This window comes from Aureimonas mangrovi, from assembly GCF_014058705.1.
Taxonomy (GTDB): Bacteria; Pseudomonadota; Alphaproteobacteria; order Rhizobiales; family Rhizobiaceae; genus Aureimonas; species Aureimonas mangrovi.
Map to the genome: position 1 here is coordinate 990,543 of NZ_CP059692.1, position 20,170 is coordinate 1,010,712.

At 66.3% G+C, this 20,170-nt stretch carries 16 protein-coding genes and 1 pseudogene; 4 read left to right on the plus strand and 13 right to left on the minus strand.

The genetic code is table 11. From position 1 onward, the window contains the following. The first annotated feature begins 60 nt into the window (after positions 1-60). The gene (locus H1343_RS04650; RefSeq protein WP_185984763.1) at positions 61-1,224 is read left to right on the plus strand and encodes an acyl-CoA dehydrogenase family protein; all 1,164 of its coding nucleotides are present in this window, start codon (positions 61-63) and stop codon (positions 1,222-1,224) included. Beyond that, complete coding sequence (locus tag H1343_RS04655) at positions 1,224-2,333, plus strand: CaiB/BaiF CoA transferase family protein (protein WP_185984764.1); 1,110 nt, start codon at positions 1,224-1,226, stop codon at positions 2,331-2,333. Before H1343_RS04650 ends, H1343_RS04655 begins: the two co-directional genes overlap by 1 nt. 62 nt (positions 2,334-2,395) lie before the next feature. Here the strand turns inward: H1343_RS04655 and H1343_RS04660 are convergent, their stop codons facing one another. Beyond that, on the minus strand, positions 2,396-3,235 hold the full coding sequence (locus tag H1343_RS04660; protein ID WP_185984765.1) for a glycine betaine ABC transporter substrate-binding protein: 840 nt from the start codon (positions 3,233-3,235) through the stop codon (positions 2,396-2,398). A gap of 190 nt (positions 3,236-3,425) precedes the next feature. Continuing rightward, positions 3,426-5,462, minus strand: a complete 2,037-nt coding sequence (locus tag H1343_RS04665; protein WP_185984766.1) for an NADH:flavin oxidoreductase — start codon at positions 5,460-5,462, stop codon at positions 3,426-3,428. Positions 5,463-5,595: 133 nt separating this feature from the next. Here H1343_RS04665 and H1343_RS04670 point away from each other — a divergent pair, with 133 nt between their 5' ends. Then, on the plus strand, positions 5,596-6,225 hold the full coding sequence (locus tag H1343_RS04670) for a TetR/AcrR family transcriptional regulator (protein ID WP_185985487.1): 630 nt from the start codon (positions 5,596-5,598) through the stop codon (positions 6,223-6,225). Between the two features lie 57 nt (positions 6,226-6,282). Here the strand turns inward: H1343_RS04670 and H1343_RS04675 are convergent, their stop codons facing one another. From H1343_RS04675 to H1343_RS04710, 8 genes are all read right to left on the minus strand, one after another. After that, positions 6,283-7,197, minus strand: coding sequence for an SDR family oxidoreductase (locus H1343_RS04675; RefSeq protein ID WP_185984767.1), 915 nt, complete (start codon positions 7,195-7,197; stop codon positions 6,283-6,285). 158 nt (positions 7,198-7,355) lie between these two features. Continuing rightward, positions 7,356-8,282 carry an AraC family transcriptional regulator gene (locus H1343_RS04680; RefSeq protein ID WP_246333326.1) on the minus strand — a complete coding sequence of 309 codons (927 nt, stop codon included), beginning with the start codon at positions 8,280-8,282 and terminating at the stop codon, positions 7,356-7,358. A gap of 146 nt (positions 8,283-8,428) precedes the next feature. Continuing rightward, positions 8,429-9,229 carry a phosphodiesterase gene (locus H1343_RS04685; RefSeq protein ID WP_185984768.1) on the minus strand — a complete coding sequence of 267 codons (801 nt, stop codon included), beginning with the start codon at positions 9,227-9,229 and terminating at the stop codon, positions 8,429-8,431. 72 nt (positions 9,230-9,301) lie between these two features. After that, complete coding sequence (locus H1343_RS04690) at positions 9,302-10,585, minus strand: ABC transporter substrate-binding protein (RefSeq protein ID WP_185984769.1); 1,284 nt, start codon at positions 10,583-10,585, stop codon at positions 9,302-9,304. Between the two features lie 29 nt (positions 10,586-10,614). Further along, positions 10,615-11,439 (minus strand): carbohydrate ABC transporter permease, encoded by an 825-nt coding sequence (locus tag H1343_RS04695; RefSeq protein WP_185984770.1) that lies wholly within the window; start codon positions 11,437-11,439, stop codon positions 10,615-10,617. Further along, a complete protein-coding gene (locus tag H1343_RS04700) occupies positions 11,439-12,368 on the minus strand; it encodes a carbohydrate ABC transporter permease (RefSeq protein WP_185984771.1) in 930 nt (309 codons plus the stop codon). Before H1343_RS04700 ends, H1343_RS04695 begins: the two co-directional genes overlap by 1 nt. Next, positions 12,365-13,513, minus strand: coding sequence for an ABC transporter ATP-binding protein (locus H1343_RS04705; protein WP_185984772.1), 1,149 nt, complete (start codon positions 13,511-13,513; stop codon positions 12,365-12,367). The genes H1343_RS04700 and H1343_RS04705 overlap by 4 nt, the downstream gene beginning before the upstream one ends. Before the next feature lie 149 nt (positions 13,514-13,662). Beyond that, positions 13,663-14,118: a TIGR00725 family protein gene (locus H1343_RS04710; RefSeq protein ID WP_246333328.1), complete on the minus strand. Its 456-nt coding sequence runs from the start codon at positions 14,116-14,118 to the stop codon at positions 13,663-13,665. Positions 14,119-14,413: 295 nt separating this feature from the next. Between H1343_RS04710 and H1343_RS04715 the strand changes: the two genes are divergently transcribed. Beyond that, positions 14,414-15,178, plus strand: a complete 765-nt coding sequence (locus H1343_RS04715; protein ID WP_210270082.1) for a DeoR/GlpR family DNA-binding transcription regulator — start codon at positions 14,414-14,416, stop codon at positions 15,176-15,178. Between the two features lie 66 nt (positions 15,179-15,244). Here H1343_RS04715 and zigA read toward each other — a convergent pair whose 3' ends face one another. From zigA to H1343_RS04730, 3 genes and pseudogenes are all read right to left on the minus strand, one after another. Continuing rightward, entirely contained in the window at positions 15,245-16,468 is a 1,224-nt protein-coding gene (gene zigA / locus H1343_RS04720; RefSeq protein ID WP_185984774.1) for a zinc metallochaperone GTPase ZigA, read from the minus strand. Between the two features lie 75 nt (positions 16,469-16,543). After that, positions 16,544-17,143, minus strand: a pseudogene (locus H1343_RS17140) (ZinT family metal-binding protein); the annotation flags it as partial. Positions 17,144-18,474: 1,331 nt separating this feature from the next. After that, a complete protein-coding gene (locus H1343_RS04730; RefSeq protein ID WP_185984776.1) occupies positions 18,475-19,407 on the minus strand; it encodes a metal ABC transporter solute-binding protein, Zn/Mn family in 933 nt (310 codons plus the stop codon). Between the last annotated feature and the right edge of the window lie 763 nt (positions 19,408-20,170).

Sequence of the window (20,170 nt, forward strand, 5' to 3'; positions counted from 1 at the left end):
GCCTTGCCGAAGGGATGCCGAACCCTTTTGCCGGGTTAGAGACGATTAGGACAGTTGACGATGCAGAGCACTTTCGCAGACAGCTTCCAAGACATCCGAGACGCGGTTCGCGCGCTCTGCGCGGAATATCCGGCCGAGTATCACCGCAGGATCGACGAGGCGCGCGGCTACCCCGAAGAGTTCGTCGACGCGCTGACGAAGGCCGGCTGGATGGCCGCTCTGATCCCCGAGGAATACGGCGGCTCCGGTCTCGGGCTCACCGAGGCGTCGGTGATCATGGAGGAGATCAACCGGGCGGGCGGCAATTCGGGCGCGTGCCACGGCCAGATGTACAACATGAACACGCTGGTGCGGCACGGCTCGGAAGAGCAGCGCCGGACGTACCTGCCGCGTATCGCGGCTGGCGAGCTTCGCCTGCAGTCGATGGGCGTGACCGAGCCGACGGCCGGAACCGATACCACCAAGATCAAGACGACGGCGGTGAGGAAGGGCGACCGTTACGTCATCAACGGCCAGAAGGTCTGGATTTCGCGCATCCAGCACTCGGACCTGATGATCCTCCTCGCCCGCACGACGCCGCTCGATCAGGTGAAGAAGAAATCCGAGGGCCTGTCGATCTTCATCGTCGATCTGAAGGACGCGATCGGCAACGGCATGACCGTCAAGCCGATCCTCAACATGGTCAACCACGAGACCAACGAGCTGTTCTTCGACAACCTGGAGATTCCGGCCGAGAATCTCATCGGCGAGGAAGGGCAGGGCTTCAAGTACATCCTGACCGGCCTCAACGCCGAGCGCACGCTGATCGCGGCCGAGTGCATCGGCGACGGCTACTGGTTCATCGACAAGGTGTCGGCCTACACCAGGGAGCGCGTCGTCTTCGGCCGGCCGATCGGCCAGAACCAGGGCGTGCAGTTCCCGATCGCCGAAAGCTTCATCGAGGTCGAGGCGGCCAATCTCATGCGCTTCGAGGCCTGCCGCCTCTACGACGCGGGCGAGCCCTGCGGGGCGCAGGCCAACATGGCGAAGTATCTGGCCGCGAAGGCGTCCTGGGAGGCGGCCAATGCCTGCATCCAGTTCCATGGCGGCTTCGGCTTCGCGGCCGAATACGACGTGGAGCGCAAGTTCCGCGAGACGCGCCTCTATCAGGTCGCGCCGATCTCGACGAACCTCATCCTCTCCTATGTCGCCGAGCACATGCTCGGCCTGCCGCGCTCCTTCTGATGGCGGGGCGGCTTCCCCTCGAGGGCGTGACGGTCGTCTCGGTCGAGCAGGCCGTGGCGGCGCCCTTCTGCTCGGCCCGTCTTGCCGATGCCGGCGCGCGCGTTCTCAAGATCGAGCGGCCGGAGGGCGACTTCGCGCGCGGCTACGACGATGTCGTCGCGGGCGGCCAGTCCAGCTACTTCGTCTGGCTGAACAGGGGCAAGGAATCGGTCGCCCTCGACCTCGCCTCGCCGGACGGCAAGGAGGCCTTCGGGGTGCTTCTGGCAGGCGCAGACGTCCTGATCCAGAACCTGAAGCCCGGCGCGCTCGGGCGCCTCGGCTTTGCTCAGGAGGAGCTTCGGCAGCGTTTCCCGCGGCTCGTCGTCTGCTCGATCTCTGGTTATGGCGAGACCGGCCCCTACGCCGAGCGCAAGGCCTACGATCTCCTGATCCAGGCCGAATCTGGCCTGTCCTCCGTCACGGGCGGGCCGGACGAGCCAGCGCGCGTCGGCATCTCCGTCGTCGACATCGCAACGGGCGCGACCGCGCACTCTGCGATCCTCGAAGCCCTGATCGCGCGCTCGGTGACGGGCGAGGGTGCCGACATCCGCATCTCGATGTTCGATGTCATGGCGGACTGGCTCGCCGTCCCGCTGCTGCATCAGGAGGGCGGCCGGCCGCCCAAGCGCGTCGGCATGGCCCATCCCTCGATCGCGCCTTACGGCGTCTTCCGTCTGGGCGACGGAACGGACGTCCTGATCTCGATCCAGAGCGACCGGGAGTGGAAGAAGTTCGCGGCCGAGGTTCTGAAGGACGACACGCTGGCCGGTGACGAGCGTTTCGCGACCAACGTCGCGCGGGTGCGCAACCGCCCGCTGACGGATGCTACGGTGGCGGCGGCCTTCGCTGCGATGACGCAGGACGAGGCGCGCGAGGCGCTGACGCGCGCCGATGTCGCCTTCGCGGCGGTGAACGACATGGCGGCGCTCTCGGCGCATCCGCATCTGCGCCGGATCACCGTCGATACGCCCGCCGGGCCGGTGGACCTGCCGGCGCCCGCACCGATCTTCGTCGATGCGCCCCGCGCCTACGGGCCGGTGCCCGCCATCGGGCAACGAGCAAGGACGTAAGACATGAAAAAAGCCGGCGCACGAGGCGCCGGCTCCGATCCTTCGAGCAGGGTGTCGACCGATTACTCGGCCGTCCACTCCGCGACGGTGTCGGGGTTCGCGTCCACCCAGGCGCGCGCCGTCTCGGCCGGATCGGCGCCTTCCTCATTCTCCAGCATGATCGCCTCCTCGTCGGGCAGCGTCAGCCTGAAGTTGGAGATGATCCGGTAGACGTCTGGCATGTCCTCCTGAAGCCCGGCGCGCACGACGTTGTGGACCGTCTCTTCCTCGCCGAGCGAGACCTGCGGATCCTCGAGATATTTCAGGTCGAAGCGCGAGAACATCCAGTGCGGCGTCCAGGCGGTAACGACGATCGGCTCCTCGCGCGAGATCGCGTCCTGGAGCGCGGCGGTCATCGTCGCGTCGGTGCCCTCGACCAGCGTCACGTCGAGGTCGTAGTCCTCGATCGCGCGTTCGGAGGCCGCCATCAGGCCGGCACCCGGATCGATGCCGATGACCTGGCCGTTCACGACGCTCGGGTCGGCCGCGATGTCCTCGATCGAGGAGATGTCCATGTATTCGGGAACGGCCCAGCCGAGGCGCGCGCCCTCGATGTTCGGCTCCAAGACCTCGAGCTGGTCCTGCAGTTCCTCGTAGTAGGCCGCGTGCGTGACCGGCAGCCAGCCGGCGACGTGCGCGTCGGCCTCGCCGGTGGCGACGGCTTGCCACATGGCCGCGCCCGGCAGCGGCGTCATGTTGACGGTGTAGCCCTCGTCTTCCAGTACGGCGGCGAGGATGTTGGTCGCCACCACGGTGTCGGACCATTCGACATAGGCAAGGTTCACTGTTCCCGACCCTTGTGCCTGCGCGCTGCCCGCGAGGGCGGCGGAGGCGAGGAGGGCGGCTGCGATCGCATGTTTCATCGAAGGGCTCCTTTGGTGATGTGGGTGTGATCCTGAATTCTCAGCGCCCGGCAAAGGGCGGATGAAGACGGTGATGGTGATTGTTCGGCGCGCCGCGAATGTCTCGTCCGTGCGCCATGAGATGGGCCCTATGGGTACGAACCCTCTCCACACGTGTCAATTTCGGGCCGGTTTCCGCCGCCATTTCTCCTTAAAGGTCCTTAGCGATGCGCAGTCCGTCGTAGATCGCCGCGTGCGTGTTGCGTGCCGCCACGGCGTCCCCGATGCGGAAGAGCTGGAAAGCGCCGTCCTCGTTTCGAACGACCTCCTGTGGCGCGCCGGAGATGAAGGCCCCGTGCGAAAGCTCGCCGCCGTTCGAGGAGAGCGGCTTCAGCTCGAAATAGAGATCGTCCAGCGGCCGCGTGCCGTGGTTGACGACCACCTGATCGACCAGGCGCTCGCGCTCCATGTCGGCATAGTCGCTGCCGATACGGGCGCGCAGGAGATTGCCCGACCGCTCGACGGCCTTCAGGCGCCATGTGACGGTGAAGGTGACGTCGTGGCGCTGGAGCGAGCGCATGTAGGGCACGAGGTTCATGCCCATCACTTCGGGCGCGAAGCTGCGGTCGGGGGTCATGATCTCGACCTTCGCGCCGCCTTGCGCCAGAACTTCGGCCGCCTGCAGGCCGGCGTGATCGCCCGCATCGTCGAAGACGAGGACGTTCGTGCCGGGGCGCATGTCGCCGGAGATGATGTCCCAGGCCGAGACGACGAGGTCGTTGCCGGCGGTCAGGATTTCGGTGTGGGGCAGCCCCCCCGTCGCGATCACCACGACATCCGGCTTCTCGGCTTCCACGGCCTCGGCGTCTGCCCAGCGGTTGAAATGGAAGGTGACGCCAAGCTTCTCGCACTGGTTCACGCGCCACTCGACTATGCCGATCATCTCGCGGCGGCGCGGGCTCAGCGCGGTCAGGCGGATCTGGCCGCCGGCATGCGGAGCGAGCTCGAAGAGCGTGACTTCGTGCCCGCGCTCGGCGGCCACACGTGCGGCCTCGAGCCCCGCCGGGCCGGCGCCGACAACCACCACCTTGCGGCGCGTGCTCGCTTTCGGAAGAACATGCGGCACGCTCTCCTCGCGCCCCGTCGCGGCATTGTGGATGCAGAAGGCCGCGCCCCCCTGATAGATGCGATCGAGGCAGTAATTGGCGCCGACGCAGGGGCGGATGTCGTCTTCGCGCCGCTCGGCGATCTTTCGAACGATATGCGGGTCGGTCATGTGCGCCCGCGTCATGCCGACCATGTCGACCTTGCCCGAGGCGACGGCGTGGCGCGCCGTCGCGACATCCGGAATGCGTGCGGCATGGAAGGTCGGGAAGTCGGTCGCGGCCCGGATCTCACCGGCGAAATCGAGATGCGGCGCGCTCGCCATGCCTTGGATCGGGATCACGTCGGTCAGCCCGGCGTCGGTGTCGATGTGGCCGCGCACGACGTTGAGGAAGTCGACGAGCCCGCTGTCCTTCAGCCGGCGCGAGATGGCGAGACCATCCGCGCCGTCGAGGCCACCGTCCATCCGCTCGTCGCCGGTGTAGCGGACTCCGACGATGTAGTCCGGGCCGACGCGCTCGCGCACGGCGCTAAGCACGTCGAAGGTGAAGCGCAGCCGGTTGTCGAGGTCGCCGCCGTAGGGCGCGTCGAGATCGTTGGTGAGCGGCGACCAGAACTGGTCCATCAAATGGCCGTAGGCCTCGATCTCGATCCCGTCCATGCCGGCCGCCTTCATGCGCTCGGCAGCATCCGCATAGTCCTTCACGATGCGCTCGATGTCCCAGTCCTCGATCCGCTTGGGAAAGGCACGGTGCGCGGCCTCGCGCTCGTGCGAGGAGGAGACGACGGGCAGCCAGTCACCCTTGTCCCAGCGGGTGCGGCGGCCGAGATGGGTGAGCTGGATCATGACGGCCGCGCCCTCCTCGTGGACGGCGTCGGTCAGCTCGCGCATCCAGGGCACGACCTCGTCCTTGTAGACGAGGATGTTGTTGAAGGCGGGCGGGCTGTCACGCGAGACGGCGGCCGAGCCGGCCGTCATCGTCATCGCGACGCCGCCCCGCGCGCGCTCAACGTGATAGGCGCGGTAGCGCCCCTTTGGCATCCCATCCTCCGGGTAGGCCGGCTCGTGCGCCGTCACGATGATGCGGTTGCGCAGCGTCAGATGCCTGAGCTGGAAAGGCTGGAGAAGCGGATCGCCGGACATGCATCACCTCCGGCCCAAGAGGGGGCGATCGAGAGGCTAGGCCTGAATGTACAGTGGTGTCAATCTGGAAGACATTGACGTGCATGTTCGCGACGGTGATGTACAATGCGCCTGAGAGGAGCGGAAGATGGCGATGGAGCGGACGAGCGGAGATGGCGGCTGGCGTGGTTCGCCCGACATCTGGCTGAACGTCGCATACGATGCGCTGCTGGAAGGCGGCGTCGATGCCGTCCGCATCCAGGTCCTTGCCAAGACGCTCGATCTGTCGCGAACAAGTTTCTACTGGTTCTTCAAGGATCGCGACGCGCTCCTCGCCGCGCTGATCGAGCGCTGGCGGGAGACGAACACGCGCAACATCGTGCTGCGGTCGCAGGCCTATGCGGAGACGATCGCTGAGGCGATGCTCAACGTCTTCGACTGCTGGCTCGACCGCGCGCTCTTCGACGCACCCTTCGAATTCGCGGTGCGAAGCTGGGCACTCCAGTCCGAGGACACACTGCGCGAGGTTCAGGAGGCCGACCGCGACAGGCTGGCGGCTCTGGGCGAGATGTTCAAGCGGTTCGGCTTCGCCGAGAGCGAGGCGGACGTGCGCGCGCGCACCGTCTATCTCGTCCAGATCGGCTACATCTCCATGCAGACGCGTGAGGACAGCGAGACGCGGCTGCGTCGCCTGCCAGACTATGTGGAGATCTTCACCGGCACGCGCCCGCTGGCGCGCGAGTTCGACCGTTTCCGCTCGCGCCACATGGCTGCGACCGGGTGAACGGTCGCGAGGTCAGCCTACGGCGCTGTTTCCTCGCGCACGATCAAGCGCGGCACTTCAGCCGAAGTCGACGCGCGTCAGCTCACGGGACACATCCCAAAGCCGGGCGGCGACGGCGGTGTCGAGCGCCCGCTTCGGCGGCGCCTCCTCGCGCGGATAGCCCCTTATCCCGCTGAGCTTGTCCGGTCCGTAATAGTGTCCGCTGCGCGCGGCCGGGTCGGTAGCCGCGTAGAGCGTCGGCAGGGCGCCCTGCCAGACCGGCTGGAACAGGAAGGGCAGGAAGCGCCGGGCACGACCCTGGATGCTGTTGGCGCCCGCGCCGTTCGGCAGGAGGTCGGTGCGCGAAATGCCGGGATGGGCGGCCATGCTCGCGATACCCCAGCCGGCCGCTTCGCTGCGCCGCGCGAGTTCGAGGGCGAACATGATGCAGGCGAGCTTCGACTGGCTGTAAGCCGGCCCGGCCTTGTAGTTGCGCTCGGCCTGCAGGTTGTCGAAGTCGATCGCACCCTGGCGCGCGGCGACGCTGCCGAGCGTCACGACACGCGCATCGCGGCCTTTGCGCAGAAGCGGCAGGAGATGCGCGGTCAGCGCGAAATGGCCGAGATAGTTCGTGCCGAACTGCAGTTCGAAGCCGTCCGATGTCTCCCGTCGGTCGGGGGGCGTCATGACGCCTGCATTGTTCACGAGGAGGTCGAGGCCGTCTGCCTCGCCCGCCAGCCGTTCCGCGAAGGCCGCGATCGAGGCGAGGTTCGCCAGGTCCACCTCACCGAAACGCACGGCGGCGCCTGGAACCTGTGCCTCGATCTTCGCCACCGCATGCGTGCCTTTTTGCAGATTGCGGCCCGCGAGTACAACTTCGGCGCCAGCGCGTGCGAGTGCCAGAGCATCCTCATAGCCGAGCCCGCCGGTGCCCGTGACGACCGCTTGGCGCCCGCGTTGCGATGGCATGTTCTTCGACGTCCATTTCGTCATGGGCTGCTCCTTGCCCGCCAGGCCGGCGCCTCCCCGATGGATGCTTCCGACCGTCTCGATGGACGGGAAAGTGCACTCGAAGGCATGGAAGCTCCATGCCCGGAACGTCGAAAAACTTGCCTGATCCTGCAAATGACGATGCGCGAAGGTCACCGGTTTCAGGCGCTTTGCAACTCCCGCCCGCCATACTGGTCGTAGAGGCGATGCAAGCTGGCAGCGTCACGCTTCGGCGCTATTCCGAAGGTGCGGGAATACTCGCGGCTGAACTGCGAAGCGCTTTCGTAGCCGACCTGATAGGCGGCCTCCGAAACGCTCGCCGCGTCAGCGATCATCAGCCGGCGCGCTTCCAGAAGGCGAAGCTGCTTCTGGAACTGCAGCGGCGTCATGGAGGTCATGGCCTTGAAGTGCTGGTGAAAGGACGAAGGGCTCATGCGGGCTTCGCTCGCCAATTGCTCCACACGCATCGTGCGGGCGAAGTTCCGACGCAGCAGGTAGATGGCCCGCACAATGCGTTCGGTGTTCGATTCCGGCAAGGCGAGGTTGCAGATTTCTCCCCCGTGCGGCCCACTCAGAAGCCAGTAGCAGATTTCGCGCATCACTGACGGGTAGAGGATGGGAACGGCCTTCGGCGTCTGCGACATGCGGATGAGGCGGCTGACGCAATCGGCCAGCGGCTCGTCGACCTTGCCGACGAAGGCGCAGGGGCCGGGCCCCGATGCGGGTTCGGGCGTGGCATCCATCTGGTTCAGCACATCGCGCAGCATCGCGATGTCGAGGTCGATCATCATGCCGACATAGGGAGCTGCCTCGCTCGCTTCGATGACACGTCCGCAGGCCGGCATCTCGACGCTGACGACGAGGCATTCCAGTTCGCGATATTCCAGCCTCTCGGCGCCGAAGAGGATTTCCTTCGCTCCCTGAAGCACCACGCAGAGCGAGGGGCTGTAGATCTGCCGGATGGGCATCATCGCCTGGAAGGATCGGACAATGTTTACGCCTTCCATCGCAGTCGGGAAAAGCCCTTGTCCGCCACCCTGCGCGTCGATGTGCGCGGTGGCGGTGGCAAGAAGTTGGGGGAGTGGCAATGCGGTCTCCGCGTCGGTCCACGATCGTGCGATCAACGATCGTCCCACGATCCAGGTTGTGACACCATAAACGATGCGGGGCGTCGTTACAGGCAACTTCGCGTGTCTCGACAGGACTTCCCAGAGGTCCGGTGCGTCGCCTGCGTTCAGGGGCCTTCGCAATCCCCCGCTCGCACCAGTTCGCGCTGGCCGACCTCCCGCGCATAGGCGCGCAGGCCGTTCTCGTCGAGCATCACGATCCGGTAGCACGGGTGGTCTTCGACCCAAAACGGCGTCGGATCGTCGAGTTCGGCTGCGAAGCGGTGGGCGCTGGACTGGCCCGACGAATAGGCAAAGCCTTCCGCGCTCGTTCCCGAGAGCGCCACGTGGATGTGGCCGAAGAGGATGTGGCGGACCCCGCCGCGATGGGCACGCAGAGGCGCGAGCACCGCTTCGGCATCGTGCAGGCCGATATTGCGGAAATGGGCGAGGCCGCAGGAGAGCGGCGGATGGTGCAGAAAGACTGTGACGGGGGTGTCGCCGGCCTCTGCCAAAGCGCTCTCCAGCCAGCCTCGGCGCGCCGCGCAATAACGCCCGCCGAGCGTCTTCGGATGATGGGTGTCGAGGAAGAGAAGCCGTCCATACGCGGTGTCGAGAACGGATTGGACGAAGCCGCCCGCATCCACCGGCTGTTCCGGAAACGCCTGCCGGAAGTTCAGCCGGTCGTCGTGATTGCCGAGCATCAGGCGCACCGGCATCGGCAACGGCGAGAGGATGTCGCGCAGCAGCGCGTAGGCGCCCGGTTCGCCGTCGTTGCAGAGATCGCCGGTGATCGCGAGGAGATCGGCGTCCGCGTGCCGGGCCATGACGTCCTCCACCACAAGCTCGAGTCGCGCCGCCGGGTCGAGCCCGTAAAGCGTCAGTCCGCGCGGCACGAGATGGGTGTCGGTAATCTGGATGATCTTCATGGGGCTCGCTCCGCATCGGGGCGCGGGCGGAGCCTCGGCTCCGCCCGCGGGTTTGGCTTTCCGATCGCGTGCTCAGTCGATCAGCGCGTTTGTCTGCTCGACGATCTGCTCGAGGGCCTGTTCAGGCGTGATCTCCCCGCGCATCACCGTGCCGATGATGTCGCGCTGGGTGCGCCAGATGCGCACGGAATCGCCGCCCGGATAACCGGCCCAGGGCATCGACTTGTCGGCCTGTCCGGCCGCGGTCGCGACATTGGGGTTCTCGCGGTAGTAGGGCGCCAGGAAGTCCTCGCCGGTGGCGCGGATGTTGGTCGGAAGGTAGCCGGTGATGCGCACGATGATGTTCTGCGCCTCCGGCCCGGTGACGAACTTCGCGTATTCCCAGGCGGCCTGCTGCTTGGCTTCGTCCTGCGTCAGCATGACGATGGCGTTGCCGCCGGTGGGCACGCCGCCGTTCTCCTTGTCGTCGAGCGGGAAGGTGGCGGTCTTGAGCTCGAAGCGATCGCCGACCAGCTCCTCCACGCTCTGCACGTGGGCGGGCGTGGAGAAGAGGAAGCCGGTGCGCCCGGCGCCGAACTGCTGACGCGACTGGTCCCAGTCGAGGACGCCCTGGCCGCCGCGGGTGACGAACTCGCGGGTAAGCTGGAGCGCGCGCAGGCCGGTCTCGCCGTCGAAGCCGGCCTTGCCGCTCTCGGGGTCGGTCAGCTCGCCGCCCTGCTGGTAGATCAGCGCCTGCCACAGCCAGTCGTCCGGCCAGCCGCCGATGTCGTAGGCCATGCCGGCCACGCCCTCGTTCTCCTCGCGGATGCGCTCGGCGAGGTCGACGAGCTCGTCCCATGTGTCGGGCATGGCGTCCGGGTCGGCGCCGACGGAGCGCACGAGATCCGGATTGATGTACATGATCGGCGAGGAGGCGTTGACGGGCAGGCCGTACTGCATGCCGCCGACAACGCCGAGGGCGGCCATCTGCGGGGTGAAGTTCTCGTCGAGAAACGCTTGCCCGCCATCGGCCTCGATGAAGGGGGCGAGATCGGTGATCTGACCGCGCGCGGACAGCGTTTCGGTCAGTTCCGACAGGAGGTGGTAGCCGGAGAAGAACACATCGGGCGCCTCGCCCGTGACGACCGAGCGCAGCACCTGCTGATGGCCGGCGTTGTAGTCCGGCGCGGGCGCGAGGAAGTTGATGCGGATGTCCGGATGAAGCTTCTGGAATTCCTCGGCGATCGGCTGGTGGAAGCGCGTGAAGCCGGGAAGGTTGTAGAGGACGTTGAGCGTCACCTCTTGCGCGCCGGCCAACGTGGGCAGGCAGACGCCGAGCGCGAGCGCTCCCGCGGCGATGCGGGTCAGGAACGACATGGAAGTCTCCGTTTTAGGGGTCGAGGGGTCTACTTCACGCCCGTCATGGTAATGCCGGCGATGAACTGCTTTCGGGCGAGGAGGAAGCACGCGACCATCGGCGCGGTGATGATCGTGGCGCCTGCCATCAGCGCTCCGTAGTCGGCGCCCGCTTCGGCGTCCGAGAAGAAGAGCATGCCGAGCGGCGGCGGTGCATAGGAAATGTCCGTGACGACGATGAGCGGCCAGTAGAGGTCGTTCCAGTGTGCCACGACCGAGAAGACGGAAAAGGCAGCGAGCACGGGCAGCGACCCGCGCAGGACGAGCCCCCAGCAGATCTCCATCTCGGTGAACCCGTCGAGGCGCGCGGCCTCGATGATCTCGTCGGGATAGGAGCGGAAGCTCTGGCGGAACAGGAAGATCGCGAACACCGAGAGAAAGAACGGCGCCATCAGCGCGAAATAGGTGTTGAGGAGCTTCATCTGCGCCAGCCCGACGAATAGCGGCAGGGCGAGCGCTTGGATCGGCACGCAGAGCGCGGCGATCACGAGCGTCAGGAACAGGCGCGAACCGGGGAAGCGCAGCTTGGCGAGCGCATAGGCGGCGGGGACGGCCGTCGCGACCTGAACGACGAGAATGCCGAGGCACACGATCACGCCGTTCAACATGAAGGTGCCCATCGGGGCCTGCGTCGCCGCACGCCCGTAGTTGCGCGCGGCGGCGAATTCCTCCGGGATCGGCCACAGCGAGATGTTGAAGATCTCGGCCGGCGGCCGGATCGAGGTCAGCGCCATCCAGTAGAAGGGCAGGAGCGTGAACACCGCGCCTACGGCGAGAAGAAGGTGCGGCACGAGCCTGCGGATAGCGGCGGGCATCAGTAGTGCACCTTCCGGTCGAGATGGATCGTCTGGCCTATGGAAAGCGCCAGAACGATCAGGAGGAAGAGGAGCGTCAACGCCGCCGCATAGCCGGTTTCGGCGTATTCGAACCCTTCGAGATAGATCGTGTAGAGCAGCGTCTCCGAGCCCGAACGCCCCTTCGTCAGCACCGCGACCGTCTCGAAAACCTTGAAGGCGGAGATCGAGGTCGTGACCGCGACGAACATCGTGGTCGGGCCCAGCATCGGCCAGGTCACCGTCAGGAAGCGGTCGATCGGGTTCTTGGCGCCGTCGAGCCGGGCCGCCTCGTGCAGATCCTTGGGAACGCCCGCGAGGCCGGCGAGGAACAGCACCATGTTGAAGCCGAGCACCTGCCACACGCCGATCAGCGCCAGTGTCGGCACGATCAGCGACGGATTGGCGAGGAAGGAAACGGGCGGGGCACCGAACCACTGGATCGCGGCGTTTACCGGCCCGAGCGTCGGGTGGAGGACGAACTGCCAGACGGTCGCCATGGCGACCAGCGTCGCGGTGACGGGCAGGAAGTAGGCGACCTCCCAGATGCCTCGCGTGCGGGTTCGTCCATGCACCAGAAGCGCGATGCCGAGCGCGAGCCCGACGCCCAGCGGAATGACGATCGCGGCGTAGACGACGGTGTTCCACAGAGCGCGCCGGAACACGGGATCGGCGAGCGCGCGGGTGAAATTGTCGAGCCCGGTGAACTCCATCGAGATCGCGCCGAGGCGGTAGTCTGTCAGGCTGAAGACGACGAGCGAGAGGAGAGGGAGGATGTAGATCGCAAGCAGAAGAAGGATCGCGGGCGCCGCGAAGAGGAGTCCGCGCCGGACCACTCTGCGCTCGATGCGACCGGGACGGCGTGTCGTGCCGTCAGCGCGGGGAGGCGCAAGTTCGGCCGTGGCGCTCATGCCGCCATCCGCCCGGCCACATCGCACGACAGGCGCGCGCCGTCGGCGCCGAAGAGGTGCGCGCCCTCCGGCGAGAAGCCGATCGCCGCCTCCTCGCCCTCGGCCGCCATCGGCGCGGAGCCGGCCGGCCTCCTCATGGTCAGCCGGACGTCTGCCTCGCCCGCGAGCGCCAGCGTCACATATCGGTCGGCGCCGTGCATCTCGCTGCGCAGAACCCTCACACGGAAGCCGTCTGCCGCCGGATGCAGAGCGTCCGGCCGAAGCGCGAGCGTGACCGGGCCGCCGTTCGCACCTTGGCTGACGAGGCCGACATCGCGCCCGAACGCGGAGACACGCCCGTCGCTGCCGATAACTGCGGGAAGGGTGTTGATCGTCGGCGAGCCGATGAAACGCGCAACCGCCAGCGAGGCCGGCCGGTCGTAGAGATCGTCGGGCGTGCCGACCTGGAGGATGCGTCCACCTTCCATCAGGGCGATGCGGTCCGACATGGTCATCGCCTCCACTTGATCGTGGGTGACGTAGACGAAGGTCGCGCCGAGACGGCGGTGAAGCGCGGCGAGTTCCTCGCGCATATGCGCCCGAAGGCGGGCATCGAGATTGGAAAGGGGCTCGTCCATCAGGAAGGCCGAGGGGTCGCGGACAAGGGCCCGTGCGAGGGCTACGCGCTGGCGCTGGCCGCCGGAAAGTTGCGCGGGCTTCCGGTCGAGAAGCGCCCCGATCTCGAGCATCTCGGCGGCGCGCGTCACCTCCGCGTCGATCTCGCGTGTCAGCCTGCCGCGGCCCGGCGAAAAAGCGCCGAGGACGGGAAGGCGCGCGGCAAGCGAGAGGCGGCGCATGCGCAGCGGCGTCGCGATGTTCTGGCGCACGCTCATATGCGGGTAAAGCGCGTAGCTCTGGAACACCATGGCGAGGTTGCGGTCGGCCGGGTCGGTATCGGTCACGTCCTGCCCGCCGATCGAGACCGTGCCCCGGTCGGGGCTTTCGAGACCGGCGATGATGCGCAGGAGCGTGGACTTGCCGCAGCCCGACATGCCGACGAGCGAAAGGAACTCGCCCGCACGGATCGAGAGGTCGATCCCGGAGAGCACGTCGCCCGCGCCGAAGCTCTTGCCGATGCCCGACAATTCCAGGGAACGCGCCGTCATGACACGACCCTCCGGCAGAGGCCGGGATCGGCTGGCGATGGCTTCATTTGGCGAGCTTGGATGGCCATGCGTTCCCCGACATCTCCTCGAAAAGGATGCGGTCGCTCTAACGCTCGCCTGTAACAAAGCGATGACGTATGGAAGCTTTCTTACGTCGGCTGCAGGATCCTGGCCGATATGAGTTCCATCGCTTCCGCGACACTCTGGACGATCGGCACGTCGTCGACCGCCGGAGCGTCGTTCATGGCCAGCACGAGGCGGCCGAATTGCAAACCGAGCGCCATCTCGGAGAGGGTGCCGACGCCGCCGCCGACCGCCACGAGCGCGACGCAGGCACGCGCGATGATGGCGTTGCGTGCGGGCCCGATGCCGGTCGCGATCGGGATGGCGACGAACGGGTTGGCGGCTTGCCACTCGTCGTCGGGCAGGATGCCGATCGGGATGCCTCCCGCTTCCGCATGGCCGCGACAGGCCGCCTCCATCACACCGTTCCTGCCGCCGCACAGGAGTTGCAGGCCATGGCGGGCCAGTTCGGCGCCCAGGGCCTCAGCCGTTTCGAGCTGATGGGGCTTGGCCTCGCGCGGGCCGATGATGCCGACCGGCACGCGGCGAAGCTGTGCCGCCTGTGACAGGAGCCGAAGCGCGCGAGCCGGCGAGACGGCCTCGCCCCGGTGCCCCCCGTCCGCCTTCGTCCACGCGAACCGGACCGGATCGAATACGCACCCGTTCCAGATCGGACGCTGCAGGGCGCCACTCCATAGTATCTGCTGCAAGATGGTCTTTCCTTATGTCTTCATTCGCGCGGTGATGTGGGAAAAATCCTGAGCCCGGCGACAAATTGCTCGCAGATAGCGCGCGGTGATGTAAGTTATGTTACAGATTGGTATCGGAGGGAAATGCGTGTCTGCACCGGATGAACTGACCGACCGGCAGCGCGAGATCGTTCGGCTCGTTGGACAGCAGAGTTACTCGACGATCGAAGCGCTGGCGCAGCGTTTTGAGGTCTCGATGCAGTCGATCCGGCGCGATGTCATCCATCTCGATCGGCTGAAGCTCCTTCAGCGCTTTCACGGCGGTGCCGGCGCCACCGACAACACTGTGAGGCTCGGCTACGGAGAAAAGCGCCTGCAGGCGCTGGACGCCAAGCAGCGCATAGCGCGCGCCGCTGCGGCCCTTGTGCCGCCCGGCAGTTCGATCTTCCTCGATGTCGGCACCACGACCGAGGCGCTCGCCCGTTCCCTCGCCGAGCGAGAGGTCGCGCTGCGCGTCTTCACCAACAGCATGGCGATCGCAATGGCGCTGGCGGGACGACGACAGCTGGAACTGTATGTCTTCGGCGGTTCGGTTCGCGGGGCGGACGGATCGCTGACAGGGGCGGCGACCCTAGCCGGAATCGACGCGATGGGGTTCGACGTCTGTTTCATCGGTTGCTCCGGGGTCGACGACCGCGGCCGGGCGACGGACTACGATCTGGAAAAGATCGCCGTCAAGCAGGGCGCGATGCGGCGCTCTGACAGCCGTGTGCTGTTGGCCGATGCGACCAAGTTCGAACGCCGCGCGATCGCGGCCATCGCCCCCTTGGCCGACTTCGCCAGTGTGGTCAGCGACGGCGAGCCGAACGCGGCGCTTCGCGCGGAGATCGGCCGGCTCGTCATCGCCGATTGAGGTGGCGTCGCCTGTGGGCGCGCCTGGCAGGCTCTTCCCGCATCCGGCAGAGCGGCGGGCCCACGCTCAGTCGGCCGTGCGTTCCCAAGTTGGGAACGGATCGGTCAGCTTTCTCCACCGCTCTGGCTGAAACTCCGTCTCCGGCACGAGACACGCATCGAGACGCCTGCGAAGAGCAGCCTCGTCCATCGTGCGAGCGCCGATGAAGACGAGTTCCTGACGTCGGTCTCCCCAGACCGGATCGATGTAGGGTCCGACCGCGGCGCGCCATTCGTCGCTGTCGGGCCAGCGCGCCTTCGGCACGGACGCCCACCAGAGCCCGGCCTTCTCGGTGCGCACGAGTGCCCCGGCCTGGCTGAGGCTGCCGACGAAGCGCGGGCGTGTCGCCAGCCAGAAGAAACCCTTCGCACGCACGACCCCCGGCCAGTTCTCACCGATGAAAGCCTGGAGACGTCCCGGATCGAAGGGCCGCCGCGCGCGGTAGACGAAGGAGCGGATGCCGTATTCCTCCGTCTCGGGCAGGTGATCCGCGAAGCCGTAGAGCTCCTTGTACCAGAGAGGATGTTGTTGCGCCTTCTCGAAGTCGAACCGTCCCGTGCCCAGGATGTCGTCGTTCGAGACGCTGGCGAAATCGGTTTCGATGAGCTTGGCGTCCGGGTTCAACCCCTTGATGATTGTCCGTGCGGCCTTCGCCCCGTCCGCTCCTGCCGCGGAGACCTTGTTGAGAATGATCACGTCGGCAAATTCGATCTGGTCGACGAGCAGGTCGATAATGGTGCGCTCGTCCTCCTCGCCGAGGCTCTCACCACGGTCGCGCAGGAAGTCCTGAGAGCCGAAGTCCCGCACGAGATTGGCCGCGTCCACAACCGTGACCATCGTGTCGAGACGTGCGACATCCGCAAGGCTCCGCCCGGCCTCGTTGCGGAATTCGAAGGTCGCGGCGACGGGCAGCGGTTCCGAGATGCCTGTGGATTCGATCAGGAGATGGTCGAAGCGGTCCTGTTCGGCGAGCGCGCGCACTTCCTTCAGAAGGTCGTCGCGCAGCGTGCAGCAGATGCAGCCGTTCGTCATCTCAACGAGCTTCTCGTCGGTGCGCGACAGCTCGGCACCGCCGTCGCGCACCAGGCTGGCGTCGATGTTCACCTCGCTCATGTCGTTGACGATCACCGCGACACGCTTGCCCTCGCGATTGTTGAGGACATGGTTGAGCAGGGTCGTCTTGCCGGCACCCAGAAAGCCGGAGAGAACGGTGACCGGCAGCCGGCGGGGGCGGTCGGCTTTGAAGAGCATGGCAGGCTCCTGGCATGGGTTCAGTCTCAGGCCGCCCGGCCGTCGGGCCGGGCGTTCGCTTGCGAGGCGTGGCGCTCAGTGCGCGATCATCTCGGCGACGATCTCGTCGGCGTCGAGCGATGACGGGTAGTAGGTCGGCCAGTTCGTCACCTCTTCGAGGAGGGCGGCGCGGTCGTCACCCCAATAAATATGGTAGTGATCGGTGTTCTCCGGCGCGATGCGGTGGTCGCTGAACTGGATGAACTGCGGCGCTGCCTCGTCACCTTCGGTCTTTTGGAAGATGAAGCGCACGCCGCGGTTGCCCTTGGCGTAGGTCAGGACCTCGTAACCGTCATAGGTGTAGTGACCCTCCGTCGGCTCGCCATCCTCGTAGAAGGTGACGACATCGCCCGCGATGGTGATGCGGTCGACCTCGGTGCGGTAGCCGGTTTCGTAATATTCGGCGTACTCCTCAGCGGTCATGTCGCCGCTCTCGGCCTTGTGCTCCCACACCGGATCGAGCGTTCCGTCTTGAAGATACGGGTAGACCGACTGCCAGTCGCCCTCGTAGTCCGACAGCGGGCGATCGGCGATCTGGCTGTCCTCGAAGTAGCCGGCGTAGATCTGCGGATCGCCATGGCTGTGCGCGTGTGCGCCGTCGCCATGACTATGCCCGGCGTGGTCGTCCCCCGTGGCTTCATGATCGTGGTCGTGACCGGCATGGTCGTGCTCTTCGCCCTCGTGGACGACACCGCTGCCGCCCACCACGGCGATGTTGTAGGGCATGCCCTCGACATCGATCGTGCCGGCTTCTTCGAGGGTCTCCTTGTCGATCCGACGCACGAGGCCCGCATTGGGATCGCTCATGACGATTTCGTCGCCGGCCATCGCGATGCGCGGCCGCGGATCGTTCCAGTGTCCGTCCATGGAGTAGGGCTCGGTCACACGCGCGCTGTCCGTCAGCGTCGCCTCGAGAACATCCAGCTTGTGGAGCGTGCCGTCCTCGGTCAGCACGTAGCCGAAGCGCGCGTTGGCCGGATCGAGTGCGAAGTCGATGCGCCGGAACGGCAGGTCGACGTGGCGCAGATGCGGCTCGTCCACCGGATCGACGACCACAAGGCCGTCCGCGCCGTAGTTTCCGAGGAACACCTGCATGGCACGCGAACCGATCAGCGTCCCCGTCTTCTGTCCTGCGGGGAGGTCAGCGCCGTATTCGAGCATCGCGGTCTCGATGCCGTCCGCTCCGGTGGTCACGGCCAGCACGCCCTCGTCGCAGCCGGCGATAAGGTACGCGCCGGAGAAGGCTTCACCGTGGATGCCTGTGCAGGTCGCCAGGTCGCCGAGGAGTTCACCTTCTTTCGTCGTTTCCTGAAGGCCGACTCGCGAGGGTGCGGCGTCGCCTTCCACCGGCGCGTCGGAAGCCACGCTCGTCACCCAACGGTTGCCGATCGGGGCGACGAAGCCGTGATGGGCGCGGGACTGGGAAAGCTGCGTCGAGGCGATTTCGCCTTCCGAGAGCGCGTGTCCATCGACGATCGCCGCGTAGCCCCCGCGATCGAAGTTGATGGCGACCTTGCCGTCGTGATCCACGACATGGAACGGTCGCGGGCCGGTGAGGCTACCCTCGATCGCGGTGGGATCTTCAATATCGATGTCGGAATGGTCGCCATGCGAATCGAGCGCGATGCCGCTGCGGAAGAAATGGACGGCATCATCGTCGGACTGGACCGCGACGACGGCAGCGCCGTTGTCGACGCCGTAGAGCCTCGCCTGTCCGTTGGTTTCGAAGCTCCATCGATTGTCCGGTTCGCCGAGGTCGAAGGCGGTGACGCGCCCTTCGGCATGGTCGCCGACGAAGACGCGATAGAGCGTGACATCTCCGCCCTCATGGCTGCGCCCCTCATCCTGGGCATGAGCGCTGACGGTGAGGACCAGTGCGACGGCTGTGGTGCAGCCAAGTGAACGCAGCATTCCTGTATTCCTTGATCGGTGGTGGAGGGAGAGGGCGGGCGAGCCGCGCGGCCGCATCAGTTCGCGGTCAGCGCGCCCGTCATGGTCTGGACGTTGTGGCGCATGAGCGAGACGTAGTCGGGCGCCGGACCGTTCGGATCGGAGAGAGCATCGGAGTAGAGGATGCCCTTGAGCTCGGTTCCAGCTTCGGCCGCGATCCGCTCCACAAGGCGCGAATCCGAAATGTTCTCGGCGAAGACGGCAGTGGTGCCAGCCTCGCGCATCTGCCGGATCAGCCCCGCGACATCGGCGGCCGAAGCTTCGGATTCGGTGGAGATGCCCTGCGGCGAGAGGAACTGCAGGCCATACTCGCCCTCGAAATATCCGAAGGCGTTGTGGCCCACGACGACCGCTCGACGGTTCTCGGGCAGCGCGTCGATGCTCTCGCGGATTTCGGTGTCGAGCGCGTCGAGTTCGGCAAGGTACGCGTCGGCGTTCGCGGTGTAGCTCTCACAGCCCTCGACATCGGCCCTGCAGAAGGCGTCGCGCGTGTTCTGAACGTAGATCTTCACGTTCGGCACGGACTGCCAAGCATGCGCGTTAAGCGCGCCCGCATGGAAGACCGCCTCGCCATCGACGAAGTGGTAATGCCCGCCGCCGGGCTCCTCCTTAGCCTCGATCCCGTCGCTCAAGGCCGCGATATCGGCTTCCGTGCCGCTGGCCGTCACCAGCCGATCGATGAAGCCTTCCAGACCGAGCCCATTGGTGAGGACGACGTCTGCGCGCGCGATCGCGATCGCGTCGGCCGGTCGCGGCTCGTAGACATGCGCGTCGGCGTTCGGCCCGACGAGTGTCGAGACTTCGACACGCTCGCCGCCGACCTCCTTTGCGAAGTCGCCTAGGATGGAAAAGGTGGCGACCACTTGCAGCGGTTCTGCCGCCAGCGCGTGCGTGGATGCATACGTTATAACATATCCAGCGAGTGCAAGTTTGGCGAGTGAGCGTTTCATCGGCAAAGGTCCGTTGGTTCAGGCGGTTGAGGGCGGCGAGGGCCGGCGGAAGGTAAAAATGGCGGCACGCATGGCGACAACGACAACGCTCGAGTGCGAAGACGAACAGGCATCGTTGCTGCCGCCATGCGTCATCCACTTGCCGGTCCTCGACTTCCGCACTCTGATGACGTCCTTGAAGCGTAAACCTCTGCGGGCCGTCGGACCCGACACGCGCGTCGGGGCGCTGGGCCCGGTCACGCTGGCGCCGCGAGGTCGGGCAGGCCTCAGCAGCCTGTCGATGATGATGGTGATCAAAGCTTCAGACATCCCCCTCTCAGGCTTCGGGGTTCGTATCCCACCCGTTGCGATACCTAGGCGACAACATTGTTATGTTATTACATTCGTCGCGAGCTGACTGCAAGGCAAAAAGGTGTAAAATGCGGTGGCGTACGTACCCGAACCGCGCCCTCTACCAATATCCCGCGGGCTCATTCGAGCTCGCGGAAGGGCGATCGGCGATCGTTCGGCGCGCCCGAATGATGAACGGCCGCTCAGAAACGTGTGTCGAGAGCGGCCGCTTGGTCACCTATGCCGGGCGTAGACTAAGAGATGCGGCCATGAGGGGGCTCGCGAGCCTCTGCCACCCGCGCGGTCGACGCGCAGAAGCGTCGACAGCTCCGCGCGCTTCCGCTAGCGATCCCGGACAGCGTCAACCCGGCCCATCCTGAGAATGAGGCTTCAGGATACCGGGGCGGTGGGCACCTGCTGGCGGCGGTCGCAA